The organism is Bacillota bacterium, assembly GCA_040754315.1.
GTDB lineage: Bacteria > Bacillota > Sulfobacillia > DUSP01 > JBFMCS01 > JBFMCS01.
Map to the genome: position 1 here is coordinate 41892 of JBFMCS010000041.1, position 14860 is coordinate 56751.

General features: G+C 60.2%; 13 protein-coding genes and 1 other annotated feature. Of the genes, 2 read left to right on the top strand and 11 right to left on the bottom strand.

All coding sequences use genetic code 11. From position 1 onward, the window contains the following. Window position 1: 1 nt before the first annotated feature. From AB1576_08225 to AB1576_08240, 4 genes are all read right to left on the bottom strand, one after another. A complete protein-coding gene (locus AB1576_08225; protein MEW6081746.1) occupies window positions 2-2686 on the bottom strand; it encodes an AAA family ATPase in 2685 nt (894 codons plus the stop codon). After that, the gene (locus AB1576_08230) at window positions 2676-3917 is read right to left on the bottom strand and encodes a DNA repair exonuclease (protein ID MEW6081747.1); all 1242 of its coding nucleotides are present in this window, start codon (window positions 3915-3917) and stop codon (window positions 2676-2678) included. The genes AB1576_08225 and AB1576_08230 overlap by 11 nt, the downstream gene beginning before the upstream one ends. A gap of 246 nt (window positions 3918-4163) precedes the next feature. After that, window positions 4164-5522 carry a TrpB-like pyridoxal phosphate-dependent enzyme gene (locus AB1576_08235; protein MEW6081748.1) on the bottom strand — a complete coding sequence of 453 codons (1359 nt, stop codon included), beginning with the start codon at window positions 5520-5522 and terminating at the stop codon, window positions 4164-4166. A gap of 14 nt (window positions 5523-5536) precedes the next feature. After that, on the bottom strand, window positions 5537-6535 hold the full coding sequence (locus AB1576_08240) for a hydroxyacid dehydrogenase (protein MEW6081749.1): 999 nt from the start codon (window positions 6533-6535) through the stop codon (window positions 5537-5539). 55 nt (window positions 6536-6590) lie between these two features. Then, window positions 6591-6853 (bottom strand) — a binding site (T-box leader). A gap of 591 nt (window positions 6854-7444) precedes the next feature. Here AB1576_08240 and AB1576_08245 point away from each other — a divergent pair. Beyond that, window positions 7445-8071 carry a DUF2283 domain-containing protein gene (locus AB1576_08245; protein MEW6081750.1) on the top strand — a complete coding sequence of 209 codons (627 nt, stop codon included), beginning with the start codon at window positions 7445-7447 and terminating at the stop codon, window positions 8069-8071. A 317-nt stretch (window positions 8072-8388) separates the two neighbouring features. Here AB1576_08245 and AB1576_08250 read toward each other — a convergent pair whose 3' ends face one another. The 3 genes from AB1576_08250 to AB1576_08260 are packed head-to-tail and all read right to left on the bottom strand — an operon-like array spanning window position 8389 to window position 10583. Next, complete coding sequence (locus AB1576_08250) at window positions 8389-8757, bottom strand: cyclophilin-like fold protein (GenBank protein ID MEW6081751.1); 369 nt, start codon at window positions 8755-8757, stop codon at window positions 8389-8391. 39 nt (window positions 8758-8796) lie between these two features. After that, window positions 8797-9192: a secondary thiamine-phosphate synthase enzyme YjbQ gene (locus tag AB1576_08255; GenBank protein MEW6081752.1), complete on the bottom strand. Its 396-nt coding sequence runs from the start codon at window positions 9190-9192 to the stop codon at window positions 8797-8799. Between the two features lie 53 nt (window positions 9193-9245). Beyond that, window positions 9246-10583, bottom strand: a complete 1338-nt coding sequence (locus AB1576_08260; GenBank protein MEW6081753.1) for a sodium-dependent transporter — start codon at window positions 10581-10583, stop codon at window positions 9246-9248. Between the two features lie 123 nt (window positions 10584-10706). Here AB1576_08260 and AB1576_08265 point away from each other — a divergent pair, with 123 nt between their 5' ends. Beyond that, window positions 10707-11483, top strand: coding sequence for an alpha/beta fold hydrolase (locus tag AB1576_08265; protein ID MEW6081754.1), 777 nt, complete (start codon window positions 10707-10709; stop codon window positions 11481-11483). On the opposite strand, the gene AB1576_08270 is transcribed toward AB1576_08265, so the two are convergent. From AB1576_08270 to AB1576_08285, 4 genes are all read right to left on the bottom strand, one after another. Continuing rightward, entirely contained in the window at window positions 11458-12306 is an 849-nt protein-coding gene (locus tag AB1576_08270; protein ID MEW6081755.1) for a fumarylacetoacetate hydrolase family protein, read from the bottom strand. The two genes, AB1576_08265 and AB1576_08270, sit on opposite strands and share 26 nt — an antisense overlap. 76 nt (window positions 12307-12382) lie before the next feature. Next, window positions 12383-12700: a cupin domain-containing protein gene (locus AB1576_08275; GenBank protein ID MEW6081756.1), complete on the bottom strand. Its 318-nt coding sequence runs from the start codon at window positions 12698-12700 to the stop codon at window positions 12383-12385. A gap of 116 nt (window positions 12701-12816) precedes the next feature. Then, entirely contained in the window at window positions 12817-13701 is an 885-nt protein-coding gene (locus AB1576_08280; protein ID MEW6081757.1) for an anti-sigma factor domain-containing protein, read from the bottom strand. Continuing rightward, window positions 13698-14420 (bottom strand): sigma-70 family RNA polymerase sigma factor, encoded by a 723-nt coding sequence (locus tag AB1576_08285; protein MEW6081758.1) that lies wholly within the window; start codon window positions 14418-14420, stop codon window positions 13698-13700. The genes AB1576_08280 and AB1576_08285 overlap by 4 nt, the downstream gene beginning before the upstream one ends. Window positions 14421-14860: the final 440 nt, after the last annotated feature.

Consider the following 14860-nt stretch of genomic DNA (forward strand, 5'->3'; position numbering starts at 1 on the left):
GTCATTGGTTATGGAGGAGGTCTATAGCCCGGGCTCCTCCCCTTTCTAGCCGCTTCACCAGCCAATCGTGGCAGGTGAACAAGAAGACTTGACGGCTGGAGGAGACCTCTTGGATGATGCCTATGCCCTCCTCGAGGCGGCTCCCGTCACCCCAGTTGACCAGTACCTCATCCAGGAAGATGGGGAGCGTCTCAGACTGGTCGTCCAGGTGATCCGCCAGGGAAAGCCTTAGAGCAAGGTATATCTGGTCAAGGGTTCCCCTGCTGATGGGGGGAGCGACCGGGACGGGGAACCCCCGGGCGGTGTGCAGTGTCAGGCAGGGTCTTCCCCCTTCCTCGTCCATGGTGAGGGCTTCATAACGGCCGTCCGTAATGCGTTTGAGGTGTGCGCTGGCACGCCTCAGGACGTCTGGCTGGTGTTCTTCCCGGAAGCGCCTTTCCGCCTCCACCAGGACGGCCCTCATGATAACCAGCCGGTCCCTCCGTTCCAGGCTCTCCTCCAACTCCATCTTAAGGCTATCTACCTGGCTGTCGATGTCATCCACCGTGGGCCCCTGGGCGTACGCGAGGGCTGCCTGGATCCTTGCCGCCTCCTCCTTCAGGCTTACCTCCCTCTCCAGGGTCTCGGCCAGCTCCTGGCGGTTCCGCACCACTTCCTCGTCACTGAAAAGCCAGGTTTCGCCCTTAGTCTCGAGTTCTGCTATTTCCTCCTTGATAGTGTCAAGGTCAGGCTTACTGGATAGGTCCTCCTCCATCCTCCGGGCCTGCCTTGCAGCGTCACGCTGGCGTCCGACCTCCCTGATGGCAGCCTCCGATCCCCCGCCATGAACCTGGGCCAGTAGGGACCTGATGTCATCCAAGGCTTTCTTAATGGCTTCAGATTCCCGTTCCACATCATCCTTTTCCTTCTTGAAGGTCTCAATGGCCTGCAATGAGGCTTCTCGCCTCCTGGCCTTCTCCCGGGCCTTGGCCAGGAGCATGCAGATCTCCTCCAGGGCTTCCTCGGTCCCTTTGAACTGAATGCCAATCTCCCTCGCCAGTTCCTTGACCTGTTGCTCTCCCTGGGAGAGCCTGCCGGAGATCATGTCCATCCGGGCATCCAGAGCCTCTTGGCGAACTGCCTGCTCCCTGGCCTCCATTAGGTCCTGGAACAGCATCGTATCTGGGGCTTCCAGCCTGCCCTGGGCGATTGGAGCTGGGCCCAGCAGGCAAACAACCCTCCGCCGGTACTCATCCCTGGTTGATGCCGCTTCATCCCGGCGGGACCGTGCCACATCCAGACCCCTTGACAGCCTGCGATTCTCTTCGCGGGCCTGGTTCCACCTGGCCAAGATGGCAAGACACAGCCCCCCGAGGATGGCCCCGGAGGCGGTAAGCCACCGCATTCCCATTAGGAGGCCGGATCCAGCCAGTCCCAGCGCAAGGATAACCCCCAGCAGCGCGAGGACGGGAACCGGCCGGTGACCGGCTGCTACCTGGACTTCAAGGTCTCCCAACCGTTCCTCCTCAGACCTCAGCCTCGAATGGGTTTCTTCGAATCCCCTAATGGCAGCGAGGATCTCCGCACGGGGAAGCGTTCTCAGGAAGGAAAGGTTGGAGGTACCGGTAAGAAGCCCAGTCGCTACCTCCTCCATGCGAGCCCTGACCCCGGCAGCCTCTATGCGGGCATCCTCCAAGTGCACCCGGTCGTTAGCCCAAGCCTCCAACCGGTTCCGGGCCTCCTGTATCCTTGCCTCCAGATGCAGGACTCCCTCTAGGAGCGAGTCTAGGCTGGATACGGACTCCTGGTGTTCCTTCATCGCTCCTTCAATGGCATCCGACCGGGTAAGCAGTTCCTCCAACCGCTCCTCCCGGCTGGCGATGAACTCCCGGGGACTCTCGGGAATGGCCTCCAGCTGGGTGACGTCCCCGGCTTCCCTGCTCAGATCCTCTACCTTGCGAAGCGCCTGGTAGACGGGCATGAAGCGCTCCGCCTTCATGAGAAACGCTTTCAGGAACACTATCCTTTCAGATAGGTCTTTCTTCGACCGCTCGATCTCCGAGAGCCGTTGGGTGTTGTCCCTAAGTACGGTATCGCGTTCCTGAGCCTTCCTGCGTTCCTCCTTCAGGTCCCTGATGGATGCCTGGATGGTCTGGGCCTTCGTCCCCTTGTGCCTAGTGGGCCTCCAGAGGGTGTTGGCCTCCTTCTCCAGGGAGGCCAGCACCTCTTCAAAGGGCATGAGGAACTCGGGTGCAAGACCCGGAACCAGGCCCCCTTGGACCTCCCTCCACACCCTGTCTTTGAAGAACTCAAGGTCTCGTGCACCAATGGCGTAGACCTCCAAGAATGCTTCCCGACTCAGGCGCCCGAGAAAGGGCAGTGGACCGTTTCCCAGGTCCCGATGGGTCTCACCTGCCTGGTACCAACCCTTGGCACTTGAGGTCAAGCGCCGGGACACTGTGGCGGGCTGGCCGCTGTCCATCTCCATGCTGGCTGACACCGACAGCATGTCACCATCCCAGGGAGAGTACGGGTGGGATGACTGGCTTGCCGGGGCAAATCCGAACAGGAGTGTACAGAGGACATGGAACAGGGTGGACTTCCCGGACTCATTGGGGCCGTGAACTACCACAAGACGGCCAAGCCCGTCTGCCTGCAAATCGGATAGGCGGCCAAAGCGCTCAATCCCAAGGGCCTTAACCAACACGGGGCTTCACCATCCTGAACACCAGTTCAACCTCTGCTCCATTCATAATGCGCAGGAGATAAGCCTTCCTGGCTTCGTCATCACCAAATCCAGCCAAGCCCTGTGATTCCCCCGCCAGGGGCCTGTCTGCCAGACCAGGGGAGAGGCCTTCCCTCCTGACCTCCTCTAGGATCTCCAGGGCGGTGGCCAGGATGTGAGGGCCCTGCTTGAAGTCCTCAACCCTGGCTGGGGGAAGGAGATCCCTAGTACGCACCTCCACGCTGAGGGCCCCGGTAGCATGCTCCAGTTGGTCCTCCAGTGACAGCCTTTCCTCCTCAGACATGAGTTCCTGGTACAGGGGGCAAGGGCCCGCCAGTTCCACCCTGAGAAGGAACTCCGGAGCAGTCCTGCCTGGGAGGGACTGGACGATCCGGGGGATTAGCGTGGACTGGCTCTCCACGTCGACCAAGGAAAGGGGCCTTGCAGTGAGCCACTCCACAGGAGCCAGGGGCCTGAACTCTGCGTGGGCCCCCTGGGGGTCCACCGTGACCAGAAGGGCTCCCTTGGGGCCATCTTCCCGCGCGTTGCGACCTTGCAGGTTGCCGGGGTAGTGCACCGAAGGATAATCGCATACGACCTCCCGCCGGTGGATGTGCCCTAGCGCCCAGTATGCATACCCCTTCCCGGTGAGGTCCTGGATGGTGCAGGGTGCATACCGCTCGTGACCTTCCCGGGCTCCCGCGACGAAGGTGTGAAGTAGTCCTATGTAGGGAAGGCTGCCCTTGGACCCTGGGAATCCCTGGGCTAGGTTCCGGTCTTCCCGCTCAGTCTCGTGCCCGGCGCCAACAACACAGGCAGCCTTAGCGCCAGCCGCACCGGTAAGCGGGACTTCCTGGGGGGTACTGCTGGCCAAGAGATGGACATTGGGAGGCCACGGAATGCGCTGCGCCCTGTAGTGAGCAAGGCCCGGGTCGTGGTTCCCTGTTGCGTAGACGAAGCATACTCCTTGACTGTCCAACCGTCTTACCTGCTCCAGGAGGAATCTCTCGGTCTCCAAGGTGAGGCGGTGGTTGTCGAAGAGGTCACCGGCCACAAGCAAGGCTAGGGCACCCTCCTGGAGACAGAGGTCTACCGCCGCCCGGAATGCCTCCCTGGTAGCCCATCTCAACCTTTGCCTTATATGAGCATTCTGGCTGTGTAAAGTGGTATCGAGGTGCACATCGGCAACGTGCACCAGCTTGATAGCTGCCATTGTGAACCCCCTTCGGGACAGGCCTCTATAGGTGTTCTTCCACAGGACTTGCATTTCCTCCCAGCCTGACCTCGGAAAGGGGGTCTGCCCTAGAAAGGGAAGGGCCCCGGTCCCCTAGGGGGCGACGGGGTCCTTCCCAAAGGCCCTCTCCTCGGTAGGCTAGATGTCACCTTGTCCTGGCGGGCGTCCAGGTTCCACCTTCTACCATGTATATCGTGGAAAGGGCCAGCCAGTTTTAGGGTGAGCTCATGCGCCGACCTGGGGCAGCTCTTCCAGGGCCTTCCGCACGAGGTCATCTGGGTACTGGTAGTCCTCCAGGGAATTGGAGAAGTAGGTATCGTATGCGGCCATGTCGAAGTGCCCGTGACCGCTCAGGTTGAACAGGATCACCTTGGACTTCCCTTCCTCCTTGGCCTTCAGGGCCTCGGCAGCGGCAGCCTTTACCGCATGGGCCGTCTCAGGGGCGGGAATGATGCCCTCGCTCTGGGCAAAGGTGACCGCGGCCTTGAACACCTCTGACTGTGGATAGGCCTCGGCCCTTATCAGCCCGTCCTCAAGGAGCTGGCTGACAACCGGGGAAGCGCCGTGGTAGCGAAGACCCCCAGCATGGATGCCTGAAGGGATGAAGCTATGGCCCAGCGTGTACATGCGTAGGAGTGGCGCGAGGCCGGCGGTGTCCCCAAAGTCATAGGCGAGTGTCCCCCTGGTGAGCGTCGGGCACGCGGACGGCTCTGCCGCAACCACGTCTACCTGCCGGCCGGCGATCTTGTCCCTGACAAAGGGAAGGCTGATACCCCCCAAGTTGCTGCCCCCGCCATGGCACCCAATGACTACGTCAGGGTAGTCCCCGGCCAGAGCCATTTGCTTCTGGGCTTCCAGCCCTATCACTGTCTGGTGGAGTAGTACATAGTTGAGCACGCTCCCCAGGGAGTACTTGGTGTCTGGACGGGAGGCAGCGTCCTCCACGGCCTCACTGATGGCCAAGCCCAGGCTTCCTGGGGAATTTGGGTCCTTCTCCAGGGCATTTCTTCCGGACTGGGTCTCTGTGCTGGGGCTGGGAACCACTGTGGCCCCCCAGGTCTGTATCATTGAGCGGCGATAGGGCTTCTGCTGGTAACTAACCTTGACCATGTACACCTTGCATTCAATTCCGAACAACTTACAGGCGAGTGACAGGGCACTGCCCCACTGCCCGGCCCCGGTTTCCGTGGTGATTCGCTTCGTTCCTGCCTTCTTGTTATAGTAGGCCTGGACCACAGCAGTATTTGGCTTGTGGCTGCCAGCGGGGCTCACACCCTCGTTCTTGTAGTAGATCCTCGCAGGCGTCCCCAGGGCTTCTTCGAAGCGTCGAGCCCTGTGTAGGGGGGTCGGCCTCCAAAGGGAAAGAACCTCCAGGACACCGGCGGGAATGGGAATTTCCCTGTCTCCCGAGACCTCTTGAAGAATGAGGTCCATAGGAAATAGTGGCTCCAGGTCTTCCGGCCCCAATGGCTTTCCTGTGCCGGGATGCAGCGCTGGCTGGGGCTTGTGAGGCATGTCTGCCAGGATGTTGTACCAAGCCCTAGGGAGTTCCCTTTCATCCAGCAGTATCTTGCAGTTCTCCATACTCGACACTCCTTTCACTGGACTGGGTTTGCTGAGGCGAGAGGGCTGCAGGCACCTAGGTCATGGCTTCCTTGGCAGAGACACGCCTCGGGGTTAAGGCATTCTCCCTTGAGAACCCTCTGGGTAGCCATCGCCACAGCTATTGAACACCGGCGCCGGGCCTCACGGGTGGCAGCACCTAGATGGGGTGTAGCCAGCACGTTGGGTAGACTGAGCAGTGGGCTTGGGCCGGGTGGTTCACTTTGGAATACGTCAAGGCCAGCGCCTCCCAGGTGGCCGCAGACCAGGGCATCGTAGAGCGCGTCTTCATTCACTATTCCACCCCGGGCGCAGTTCACCAGGAGCGCCCCGCGTTTCATGGTGCGAAGCTCGCGTAGGCCGATCATCCCTCGGGTTTCGCTGGTCAGGGGTGTGTGGAGAGTAATCACGTCCGAGCACCCCAGCAGTTCACCGAGTTCCACCGGGCGTGCTCCTGCATCCAGGCAAGTTTCCTCGGGAACATAGGGGTCATGGGCCAGGACTGTCATGCCGAAGGCCAGCGCCCGGGTACAGACCTCCCGGCCGATCCTCCCCAGTCCCACAATGCCGAGCGTCTTCCCGGAGAGCTCAAATCCGTTGTGGGCTGGGGAACGCCACTTCCCGTGCCGCACAGCAAGGCTAGCCTCCCCAATGTGGCGAGCAAGGGAAAGGAGGAGCGCTAGGCAGAGCTCGGCCACAGCCACAGCATTAGCCCCGGGAACGTTTACTACCGAAATGCCTCTTCTTACCGCTTCAGCAACATCGATGTTGTCCAATCCCACCCCAGCCCTAGCCACAACTCGCAGATTTCGACCAGCGTCAAGCACCTTCCCTGTCACCCTGGTGGTGCCTCTCACGATGAGCCCGTGAACACTACTCACCTGGTCCAGAAGTTCTTCTTGGCTGAGTCCCTCTACCAGCCGGACCTCACAGTCCTTCTTCAGTATGTCTACCCCTTGCGGGTCCAGGCCGTCTGTGACCAGCACCTTGTACATGCCTGCACCTCCTCACTTATCGGCTCAGTCTACAAATGAGCAAAGGCCCTTCGTCCCTTGGGACGAAAGGCCTTACCTTCCGCGGTACCACCCGGGTTAGGCCTCTAGGGGCCTCCCTCAATCATTAGGATACGGGACTAGCGGTCCGATATCCCCTCCCCCTTAACGGCGGGAGTCCCGGCGAAGCCTACTGGGGAGGGCCCGTTCGGTTCGCGGCTCAGGAGCCCATTCATTCGGCCCGGCGGGACCGGCCTTTCACTATCGCCGGCTCGCTATGCCCCCTGCGGCTGAACTACTCTTCTCCCTCAAAGCCCGTTGCTATCCTTTGACCGAAAGTATAACACCGGGGGAAGTAGAGGTCAATACCCCGGCTTGCATCAGTGTAGTCGGCCTGTGATATTGTCACCCCATAATCAGCCTGAGAAGATGTCATTATGAGAGCAACATTCTGAGTTCAAAGGGGCTCAAGAGGGAGCAACTGGGCATCTCCCCGCTCGTCTTTCCCTTCAACGTGCTCCCCGATGGGCCAACACCCCGTACTAAGGGCTTGCCTCTTGTGTCCAGAAGAGGCCTGGGAATCCCCGTGGCTTCCCTAATCCACCCCCTCTTGATACCACAAGACCCCGAGCAGGCACCCACCTTCTCTTCCCCGCATGAAGACCAGGGCCATATTCCCCTGCAAATCCTTAGGCACTCGACCCGCCAGCAAGGCTGGATGCCCTTAGCCGTGCCTGGTCCAGAGCCTCCCGCCGGGTACCTGGAGCCGGTGCTCCACCTTCTTTCAAAAGCCAGTTTGAGCCAGATTTCCAAGTCACGCCGGACCAGGTCCGTCTAGGATTGGAGGGGGTTGACAATGTTATTATCATATCATAGACTTATGATAATGTCATTATCTCGAGGTGGACCAGGGTGAGGCTAAAGGTAAGGGTAGAGGTGGATGTTCCCCACAACGAGATGTATGTGAGGCTAGTGGAGCTGCCTCCCGAAGCCCTGACCTACAGCGTGCAGGTGGCCAACTCACTGAACCTGGATGTCGACGAGATGGGGCGGGTTGTGGGGATCGAGATAACTGACATGGAGAAGGCGCTGGGTGTCAGGGTGGCAGGGGTGGAGGTGTATGGGCCCCTGGTGGGGGTGAAGGAGGCCGCGGCGCTACTAGGGGTGAGCAGACCCAACTTCATAAGGGACTACGTGTCCAGGGACGACTTTCCAATAGCCGTTGGGGATCTGGCCAGCGGAAGGGTATGGTGGCTCATGGAGGTAGTGAACTACGCCAGGAGGAAGGGTTTCAAGAAGAAGGAGACCGTAGCCTATATGCTCATGGTGTACCTAGAGGCTAATGAGATGACCGTGGGGGCCCTGGGTGAGGAACTGGGCCTAGACTACAGGAGAGTGCTTGGCGTCCTGCAGGACCAGGTAAACCTGGACGAGGCGACGCCGGCGGTTCTGGCAAAGAAGCATGGGATGGACAATGAGAAGGCCCAAGCGCTCCTGGCGCGCCTCAAGGCCCTGAGGGCTATAAGTGAGGTTCAGTGAAGGGTGACGGGGTTGGTGGGTGCGAGCGGGGAAGGACGAGGCAGCGCGCTGGGCGTCCCAGGAGGGAAGGAAGGGCTGGGGCGGATCAAAGGGCGGTGGGGTAACACCAGCGCGACCAAGGGGGAGAGGAATAGGGATAAAAGAGCGTTGAAGGTTCCATCAATCTGCGATGACTTGGCCCGAATAGGGGAAGAGTCAAGAGAGGAAGGGCTAACAAGCGACCAGCGGACAGAGGGAGCGAAGGGGAGGGGAATCCCTGTGGTAGTGGATGATGGTAAAAGGCAGGAGAGGGGATCAGGGTTAAAGAGGAACCACCCTCATGCCCGCTTGACCACAATGGGGTCTCCCGGCCTCGCCTGGGCCAGTTCCCCGAGACCCTTCATAACCCTGCCCACGAGATTCACCGGACTCGCGGCTACAGGATCCGAGCCCTGGCTTGCCGGTGTAGGACCGAAGAACACACAGAGTGCATTGCCATCCGGCCAGAAGGCTATATCTCCAGCCTCCAGGTGAGTCCTGGCACCGGGCTCCCTGTCTCGGCGCACAGGGATACGGAAGTAGACCTCATCCCCCCACAGGCTAGCGTGGCTCGTGAGGGGAAGCGCATCGCAGATGGCCCTGGAGGTGCCAGAGGAGTTGAATAGGCACTGTAACCTGGTGTTTCCCACTTCGATCACGATGTCCATTCAAACTCCCCCTTTCCGTTCCTCCCTCCCCGTGGCAATCTAGGGAAGCCGCCATACGGTAATTCGCGCCCTTCGCACCCTTGGCCCGTCGAATTCGCAAAACAGCACGCCCTGCCAGGACCCCATTGCCGGGCGACCGTCTTCTACTGGTATCCATACGGAGGAACCTACCAAGCTGGCCTTGACATGGGCGTCTGAGTTCCCCTCCCTGTGCTGGTATCCACCGGCTGGCACCATGCTGGCGAAGGCCTTCGCCATGTCCCTGGCTACATCGGGATCAGCCACCTCGTTCAGGGTGATCCCTGCTGTTGTGTGTGGCACGAACACATGGCAAAAGCCCCGGACAATCCCGGATTCTACCACTGCCTGAGTCACTTGGTCAGTGATGTCCAGGATTTCCACCCGGGAACGGCCTTGAACCTGGATTTCCGCCATGGCAACGCCCCCCATACACGCTTGACTTCTAGAACTCAGGGGGGATTCCTCTCCTATCCTAACAGGCCTACCACTAGGATAATGGCTATGGCGGCAGGAACGGCATAGCGCACGAGAAATGCCCAGGTAGCAACACCTTTGAATGTGGGAGCTCCAAGGCTCATCTCCCTGGCCGCCCTCTTTACGCCCCATACCCAACCCACAAAGAGTGCCAGGAGTAACCCTCCTACGGGTAATAGCACATTTGATGCAAAGAAGTCCATTAGGCCTAGGAACTCGGCCCCGGTACGGGCATACCCCGCTATGGTGCCGGTTCCAATGGCTGACGGCACGCCCAGGAGAAACGCGGTTGCGCCCGTTATCAAGGTAGCCGTGGTACGGGACCACCTGCGCTCGTCGATGAATATGGCGGTTATCACCTCCATCAGGGACACGGACGAGGTCAGCGCAGCAAAGAGCAGGAGAAGGAAGAATGCGGTGCCAAAGAGCGATCCCAGGGGCAGGCTGTTCAAGATGGCGGGTATCGTGACAAAGACGAGCCCTGGACCGGTCTCCGGGGGAAACCCAAAGGCAAAGACAGCAGGAATGACAACCAGGCCCGCGAGGAGTGCAACGGCGACGTCAGCGAAGGCTACATATGCTGCGCTTTCTGGGATGTTCTCCCTTCCTGTGAGGTAGCTCCCGTAGGTTACCAGAGCGCCCATCCCCAGGCTGAAACTGAAGAAGGCCTGGCCAGTGGCAATTAGAACGCCCTGCAGGCTAAGACCGGAGAGGTCAGGCCTGAGGAACCAGTACACACCCTCCATGGCCCCCTCCAGACTCAGGGATCGCACCAGCAGGATCAGGAGTATGACAAAGATGGAAGGCATCATTATCTTGCTGTACCGTTCTATACCCTTGCCTACCCCTGTCTTCACAACGAGGGCGGTAAGGGCCATGAAGACAAAATGGAGCAAGACAGGGCCCAAGGGATTCCCGGTGAAGGTGGCAAAGACCTGGGCCAGCTGGGGTGCTGCCAGGCCCTGGAGGTCTCCGGACAGAGTAAGGTACAGGAAGTAGAGCCCCCACCCGGCTATCACTGAGTAGTAGGAGAGTATGATGAAGGCTGCCAGTCCCCCGATAGCCCCCACCAGGAACCAGGATGACCGCGGTTTCAGCACCTTGAAGGCACCCACCACGTTGCGCTGGGCTGCCCGGCCCATGACCATTTCGGACATCATCGCAGGAAGCCCGATGAACAGCACAACCACAAGATAGACGGCTACGAAGGCCCCCCCTCCGTTCTGGGCCACCACTGTGGGAAACCTCCAGATATTGCCAAGCCCCACGGCGGAGCCAGCGCTGGCCAGCACAAATCCCAATGAGGAACCCCAGTGCTCCCGGGCAGACACTTACATCACCCCCGTTCACGGACTATTGTATGGTTCCCGGGCCCCTATCATCCCTCGCAGGTACCCGTGGCCATGAGCTCGAACCATACCCACACCGGGGGAGGAATGATTCCTGTGAAACACATGTGTTATGCCTGGCGGGACCTAGCAATACCGGTGGGGTCCCGCGGGTACCTGGCGGCGCTGTGTACCGGGGACTGCCGCGGACCCACGGTCGTGGTGTGTCATGGGTTTTCCGGAACGAAGGAGGGCAGGGGCTTGGCCATTCCAATGGCGGAAGCCCTCTGGGACAGGGGATATTCCTGTGTGCTGTTTGACTTTACGGGGTGCGGTGGGAGCCCCGGGCCTTCAGAGGACATAACCCTCTCGGGGCAGGTGGAGGACCTCAGGGCCGTTGTGGACTTCGTTATTTTGGAGGGTGCCTCCCCGGTGGTAGTCGTGGGGCGAAGCCTCGGCGCGGCTACAGCGCTGTGTGAGGCGGCATTAGACCCCCGTGTAGCAGGGGTATGCGCATGGGCATGCCCAGTAGACCTCCAAGAGGTGTTCCGGCTCCCCCTAGCAGTGCAGGAGACCCTGGAGCCAGGGGCTAGCCTCTTCATACCCACACCCGGAGGCGGGTTTCGTGTGAAACACGACTTCTTCCTGGACCTGCAGAGGCATGATATTCTCCGGTGCGGGGCAGCCCTAGCGCCCCGGCCTCTCCTGGTAATCCAGGCGGGGCATGATGAGGTCGTACCCTCAACACATGGTGAATCGCTCTTCGCCGCCGCCGGCCGGCCAAAGGAGCTGTGGGCGATAGGCGGAGCTGATCACCGCTTCTCCCACAGGCACCAGGAGGTGTGGGAAGTCTTGTTCTCCTGGTTAGCCCGGCACTTCAGCCCTGGCTCAGGACGGGATTAGTAAGGCAGCCCAAACCCTGCACTTCAACGCAAACGACATCGCCCGGGTGGATGGGTGCTATGCCCTGGGGGGTTCCCGTTGCTATTACGTCCCCCGGCTCCAGCGTCATTACAAGACTTGCCGCCGCTATTATGGCAGGGATATCGAAGGCCATCATGGCCGTGTTGGACTCCTGGCGCACCTCACCGTTCACAGTGAGGCGTATGGAGAGACAATGAGGATCTGCTACTTCACTGGCGGTAACAAGGTAGGGTCCCAAGGGGCCAAAGGTGTCATAGCTCTTTGACCTGAACCAAGGATGCTTCCCCCCAGTGTCCCGGGATTGCAGATCCCGGGCGGTTACGTCATTGAAGCAGGCATAACCGGCTACATGTTCCAGGGCAGTACCCCGGCTAACACCCTTGGCCCTCTTGCCAATAACCACGGCGAGTTCAGCCTCGGGGTCAACCCTGCCGATACCTGGGGGTATAATGATGGGTTGCTGGTGACCTATGAGGGTTGTGGAAGCCTTTGAGAAGTAGATGGGCTCCACGGGCAGGCTTGAGCCAGTCTCCTCTGCGTGGAGCAGGTAGTTCCGGGCCATGCATACTAGCTTGCCCGGCCTTGAAATGGGAGGCAGGAATTGGAGCTCGCCGGTGAGAACCGGCGCACCATCCAAGGCGGCCCCAATCTTGCTGAGCTCTGGGCTCGTTGCCACGGCAACTGGGTTACTGGGCAGATCCATCCGCAGGGTGTTCGCCAGGGCCTCCAGGTCAACATAGCCCCCGCCTGTATGAGCCGCCATCACGGTTCTGCCCTCATGCAATAGCATCGCGATCTTCAATTTGGGTCCTCCTTACGCTTCTGCGTTAACCGTGCGGCTACCACCGGCAGGACACCGGGTTCTAAAGCAGGCGTCTCTACCCTCTTATCATGGTCAGCATCATCTTGAACTTGGAGGTTGCCCTGAGAGCGTGGGGCACGTTCGCGGGCATGATAACCAGGTCTCCCGCTCCTACCGTCATCTTCTCGCCGCCAATGGTGACTTCGGCTTGGCCGTCCACGACATGGACCACGGCGTCAAATGGCGCCGAGTGTTCGCTCAGGGCTTGCCCCTGGTCGAAAGCGAAGAGCGTGAGAGAGCCCGCCTTGTTGTTGACCAATGCCCTGCTCACAATGGAATCGCTGGCATAGCCGGCAAGATCGCTAACCTTCATGACCTGGCCTTTCCCACTCATTTCGTCTCCCCCTTAAACCGATCTGGTACCACTGGGCAGATTATAGTATCCCGCGCTACTTCATGTCAAAAAGCCCTGCCCGCCGGGCAAGGCTTGGTTTCGGAAAAACCGTACCGTCACTCGTCGTCGCCCCCGCCACCACCCCTCACACCTTGCTTGCCCGGGGGGGTAAACGGGGGGCCCGGCTTCTTGTCCTCCGGGCGCCCTGGCCCATGCTCCGTCTCTCCATCATCCTTCCCCGGTCTCACGGGGACCTGGGATGGCCTTTTCCCAAACACCTCCCCCGGGTGCGCATGGATCTGCTTCAGGATCCTGCTCACGGGTCCCTGGAGGTCTGATGGCTCCAGGTGGATACCCTCTGCTTCCGCTGCCTTCAGCAGGAGGAGTCTATTAGGAGACAGCCCCAGGGCTTGGGCATCCTCCCATGTCTCCATGGAAACCTGGGAAGCTCCGATCTTTCCTTCGATGCCATTCGCAGACAGGGTATCACTGACTGATCTCTCCATTTCCTCCTCCAGCGCACCGGACTGCCCTCCCGGGAACGCCCATGATACCAGAAGGACATTTTCACCCTCATCCCCTGGCCGGAGGTACTCTAAGTCCACGGCCTCCTCAATTAGCCCGTCCATGGCTTGGCCAAGCCCCATCCCCCTGGACAGGGGTCTCGTGAGAAGAGCCCCCTCTTCATCTAGGCCTTGCCACCAGACGAGGGAGAAAGCCTTGTCAAAACCCATCTCTACGCTGGGATTGATGTCTAGCGCTACGTAGGCGTGGATGGGAGCGGGGAAGAACCCGTGCCAGCCCATGAGGATGGCCACGACCAGAACGGCGGCCACGGCCGCCCAGGCCCATGAGAAGCGAGGGGCTCCAGAGGATAGCAAGACTTCCTCGCCAACTTGCGCCTGGTATCGCACGGATACACGCCTTATCTCTCCATTGGGAGTGAGAACAACCACGGTCCCGTTGTCACGCTGGATCACTATACCGCTCTCTTCTCTCACATCCCCGGACCCCCCTCCAGGTTGAGGTATTCTCTGATGCGGGGATACTGATCTGTGGCAGCAATCACTGCCAAGGCAATGACGTAGTTGCGACCCCGGTCCAGCACCCTGCGACTGACGCCGGCTACCCGGCACAGATCCTTCTTGGGCAGCCTGCCCTTGGATTCCAGGGCCTCCATGAGTCCAGGGTCCTGGCTTAGGCGGAGTGCCGCTCTGCGCAGGCGCTCCCTGGTATCCCTGTGTGAAGGAGAGGACCGTACCAGGTCGTTGAAGCTTATACCGTAGGTCTTCAGGCGCTCTCCCAGTATGGCGATCTCCTCAGCCCGCTCGTCGGCTTCCTGCTGGAGCCAGTGCCTTTGCCATGCAGCCCTTACCTCCGGTGAACTGGTGCCTGGTTCACCCTCCTGGCCGTCCAGTAAAGGCCTCTCGGCCTCAAACCGTCGCTGGCTGCGGAAGTAGTCTATGAGTCTCCGCCGGATTACCTCCTGGGCAAAGGGAAAGAAACTCTGTTCCGGCCCATTGAAGGCATCTATGGACTCGTTGAAGGCTACCATCCCTACGCTTAGCTCGTCACTGTGACAGTCTATTCGCTTTCGACAGTACCGGGCGACAACCGAGCTGATGAATGGAACGGCCACTTGTATCAGGCGGTCCCTGGCTTCAGGTATGCCCTCCCTTGCACCTGCCAGGAGAAACAGGGCCTCGGACCGGTCGAACACGGGCAGCCACCTTCCTGTGAACGTACTTCGCAAGTCTCTTGGAGGTTTTGGTGGTCGTGCCGCTGAATCCTCCCGCACCCTGAGGGAAGGGACCGGTCAGTAGTGCCTTGCCCCGAAAGGCACAGAGAAAGGGCCCGCTCCTAGGAGCTTGGCCCTGGCGCTACAGAGATCCCGGTCTACTTGGCCGCTTCACATACCCAGTCACCAGCCCGACCTTGCCCCGCTCCTCCGGTACCTCGATCTCAATTCCCAAGCAGGTGGATCCAAGACGCCTGCGGTTCAGGCCACTCCCTCCCAGGAGGGCTTCAGGCAGGATCGGGATGGCAGGCAGTACACTTCCCGGTGTCCTTGTTGACCGGGCCCTTGCACGTTGGGCACACGCGAACCTCCACGCGGCACTTCTTGACATCTATGTCTTTAGGAAGACTGTCGCACACTGG

What these genes read in the sequence shown, in the direction of transcription:
- AB1576_08230 (MEW6081747.1), bottom strand. Translation starts at nt 3,917, where the DNA reads ATGGCAGCTATCAAGCTGGTGCACGTTGCCGATGTGCACCTCGATACC.
- AB1576_08235 (MEW6081748.1), bottom strand. Translation starts at nt 5,522, where the DNA reads ATGGAGAACTGCAAGATACTGCTGGATGAAAGGGAACTCCCTAGGGCT.
- AB1576_08240 (MEW6081749.1), bottom strand. Translation starts at nt 6,535, where the DNA reads ATGTACAAGGTGCTGGTCACAGACGGCCTGGACCCGCAAGGGGTAGAC.
- AB1576_08250 (MEW6081751.1), bottom strand. Translation starts at nt 8,757, where the DNA reads ATGGACATCGTGATCGAAGTGGGAAACACCAGGTTACAGTGCCTATTC.
- AB1576_08255 (MEW6081752.1), bottom strand. Translation starts at nt 9,192, where the DNA reads ATGGCGGAAATCCAGGTTCAAGGCCGTTCCCGGGTGGAAATCCTGGAC.
- AB1576_08265 (MEW6081754.1), top strand. Translation starts at nt 10,707, where the DNA reads ATGTGTTATGCCTGGCGGGACCTAGCAATACCGGTGGGGTCCCGCGGG.
- AB1576_08275 (MEW6081756.1), bottom strand. Translation starts at nt 12,700, where the DNA reads ATGAGTGGGAAAGGCCAGGTCATGAAGGTTAGCGATCTTGCCGGCTAT.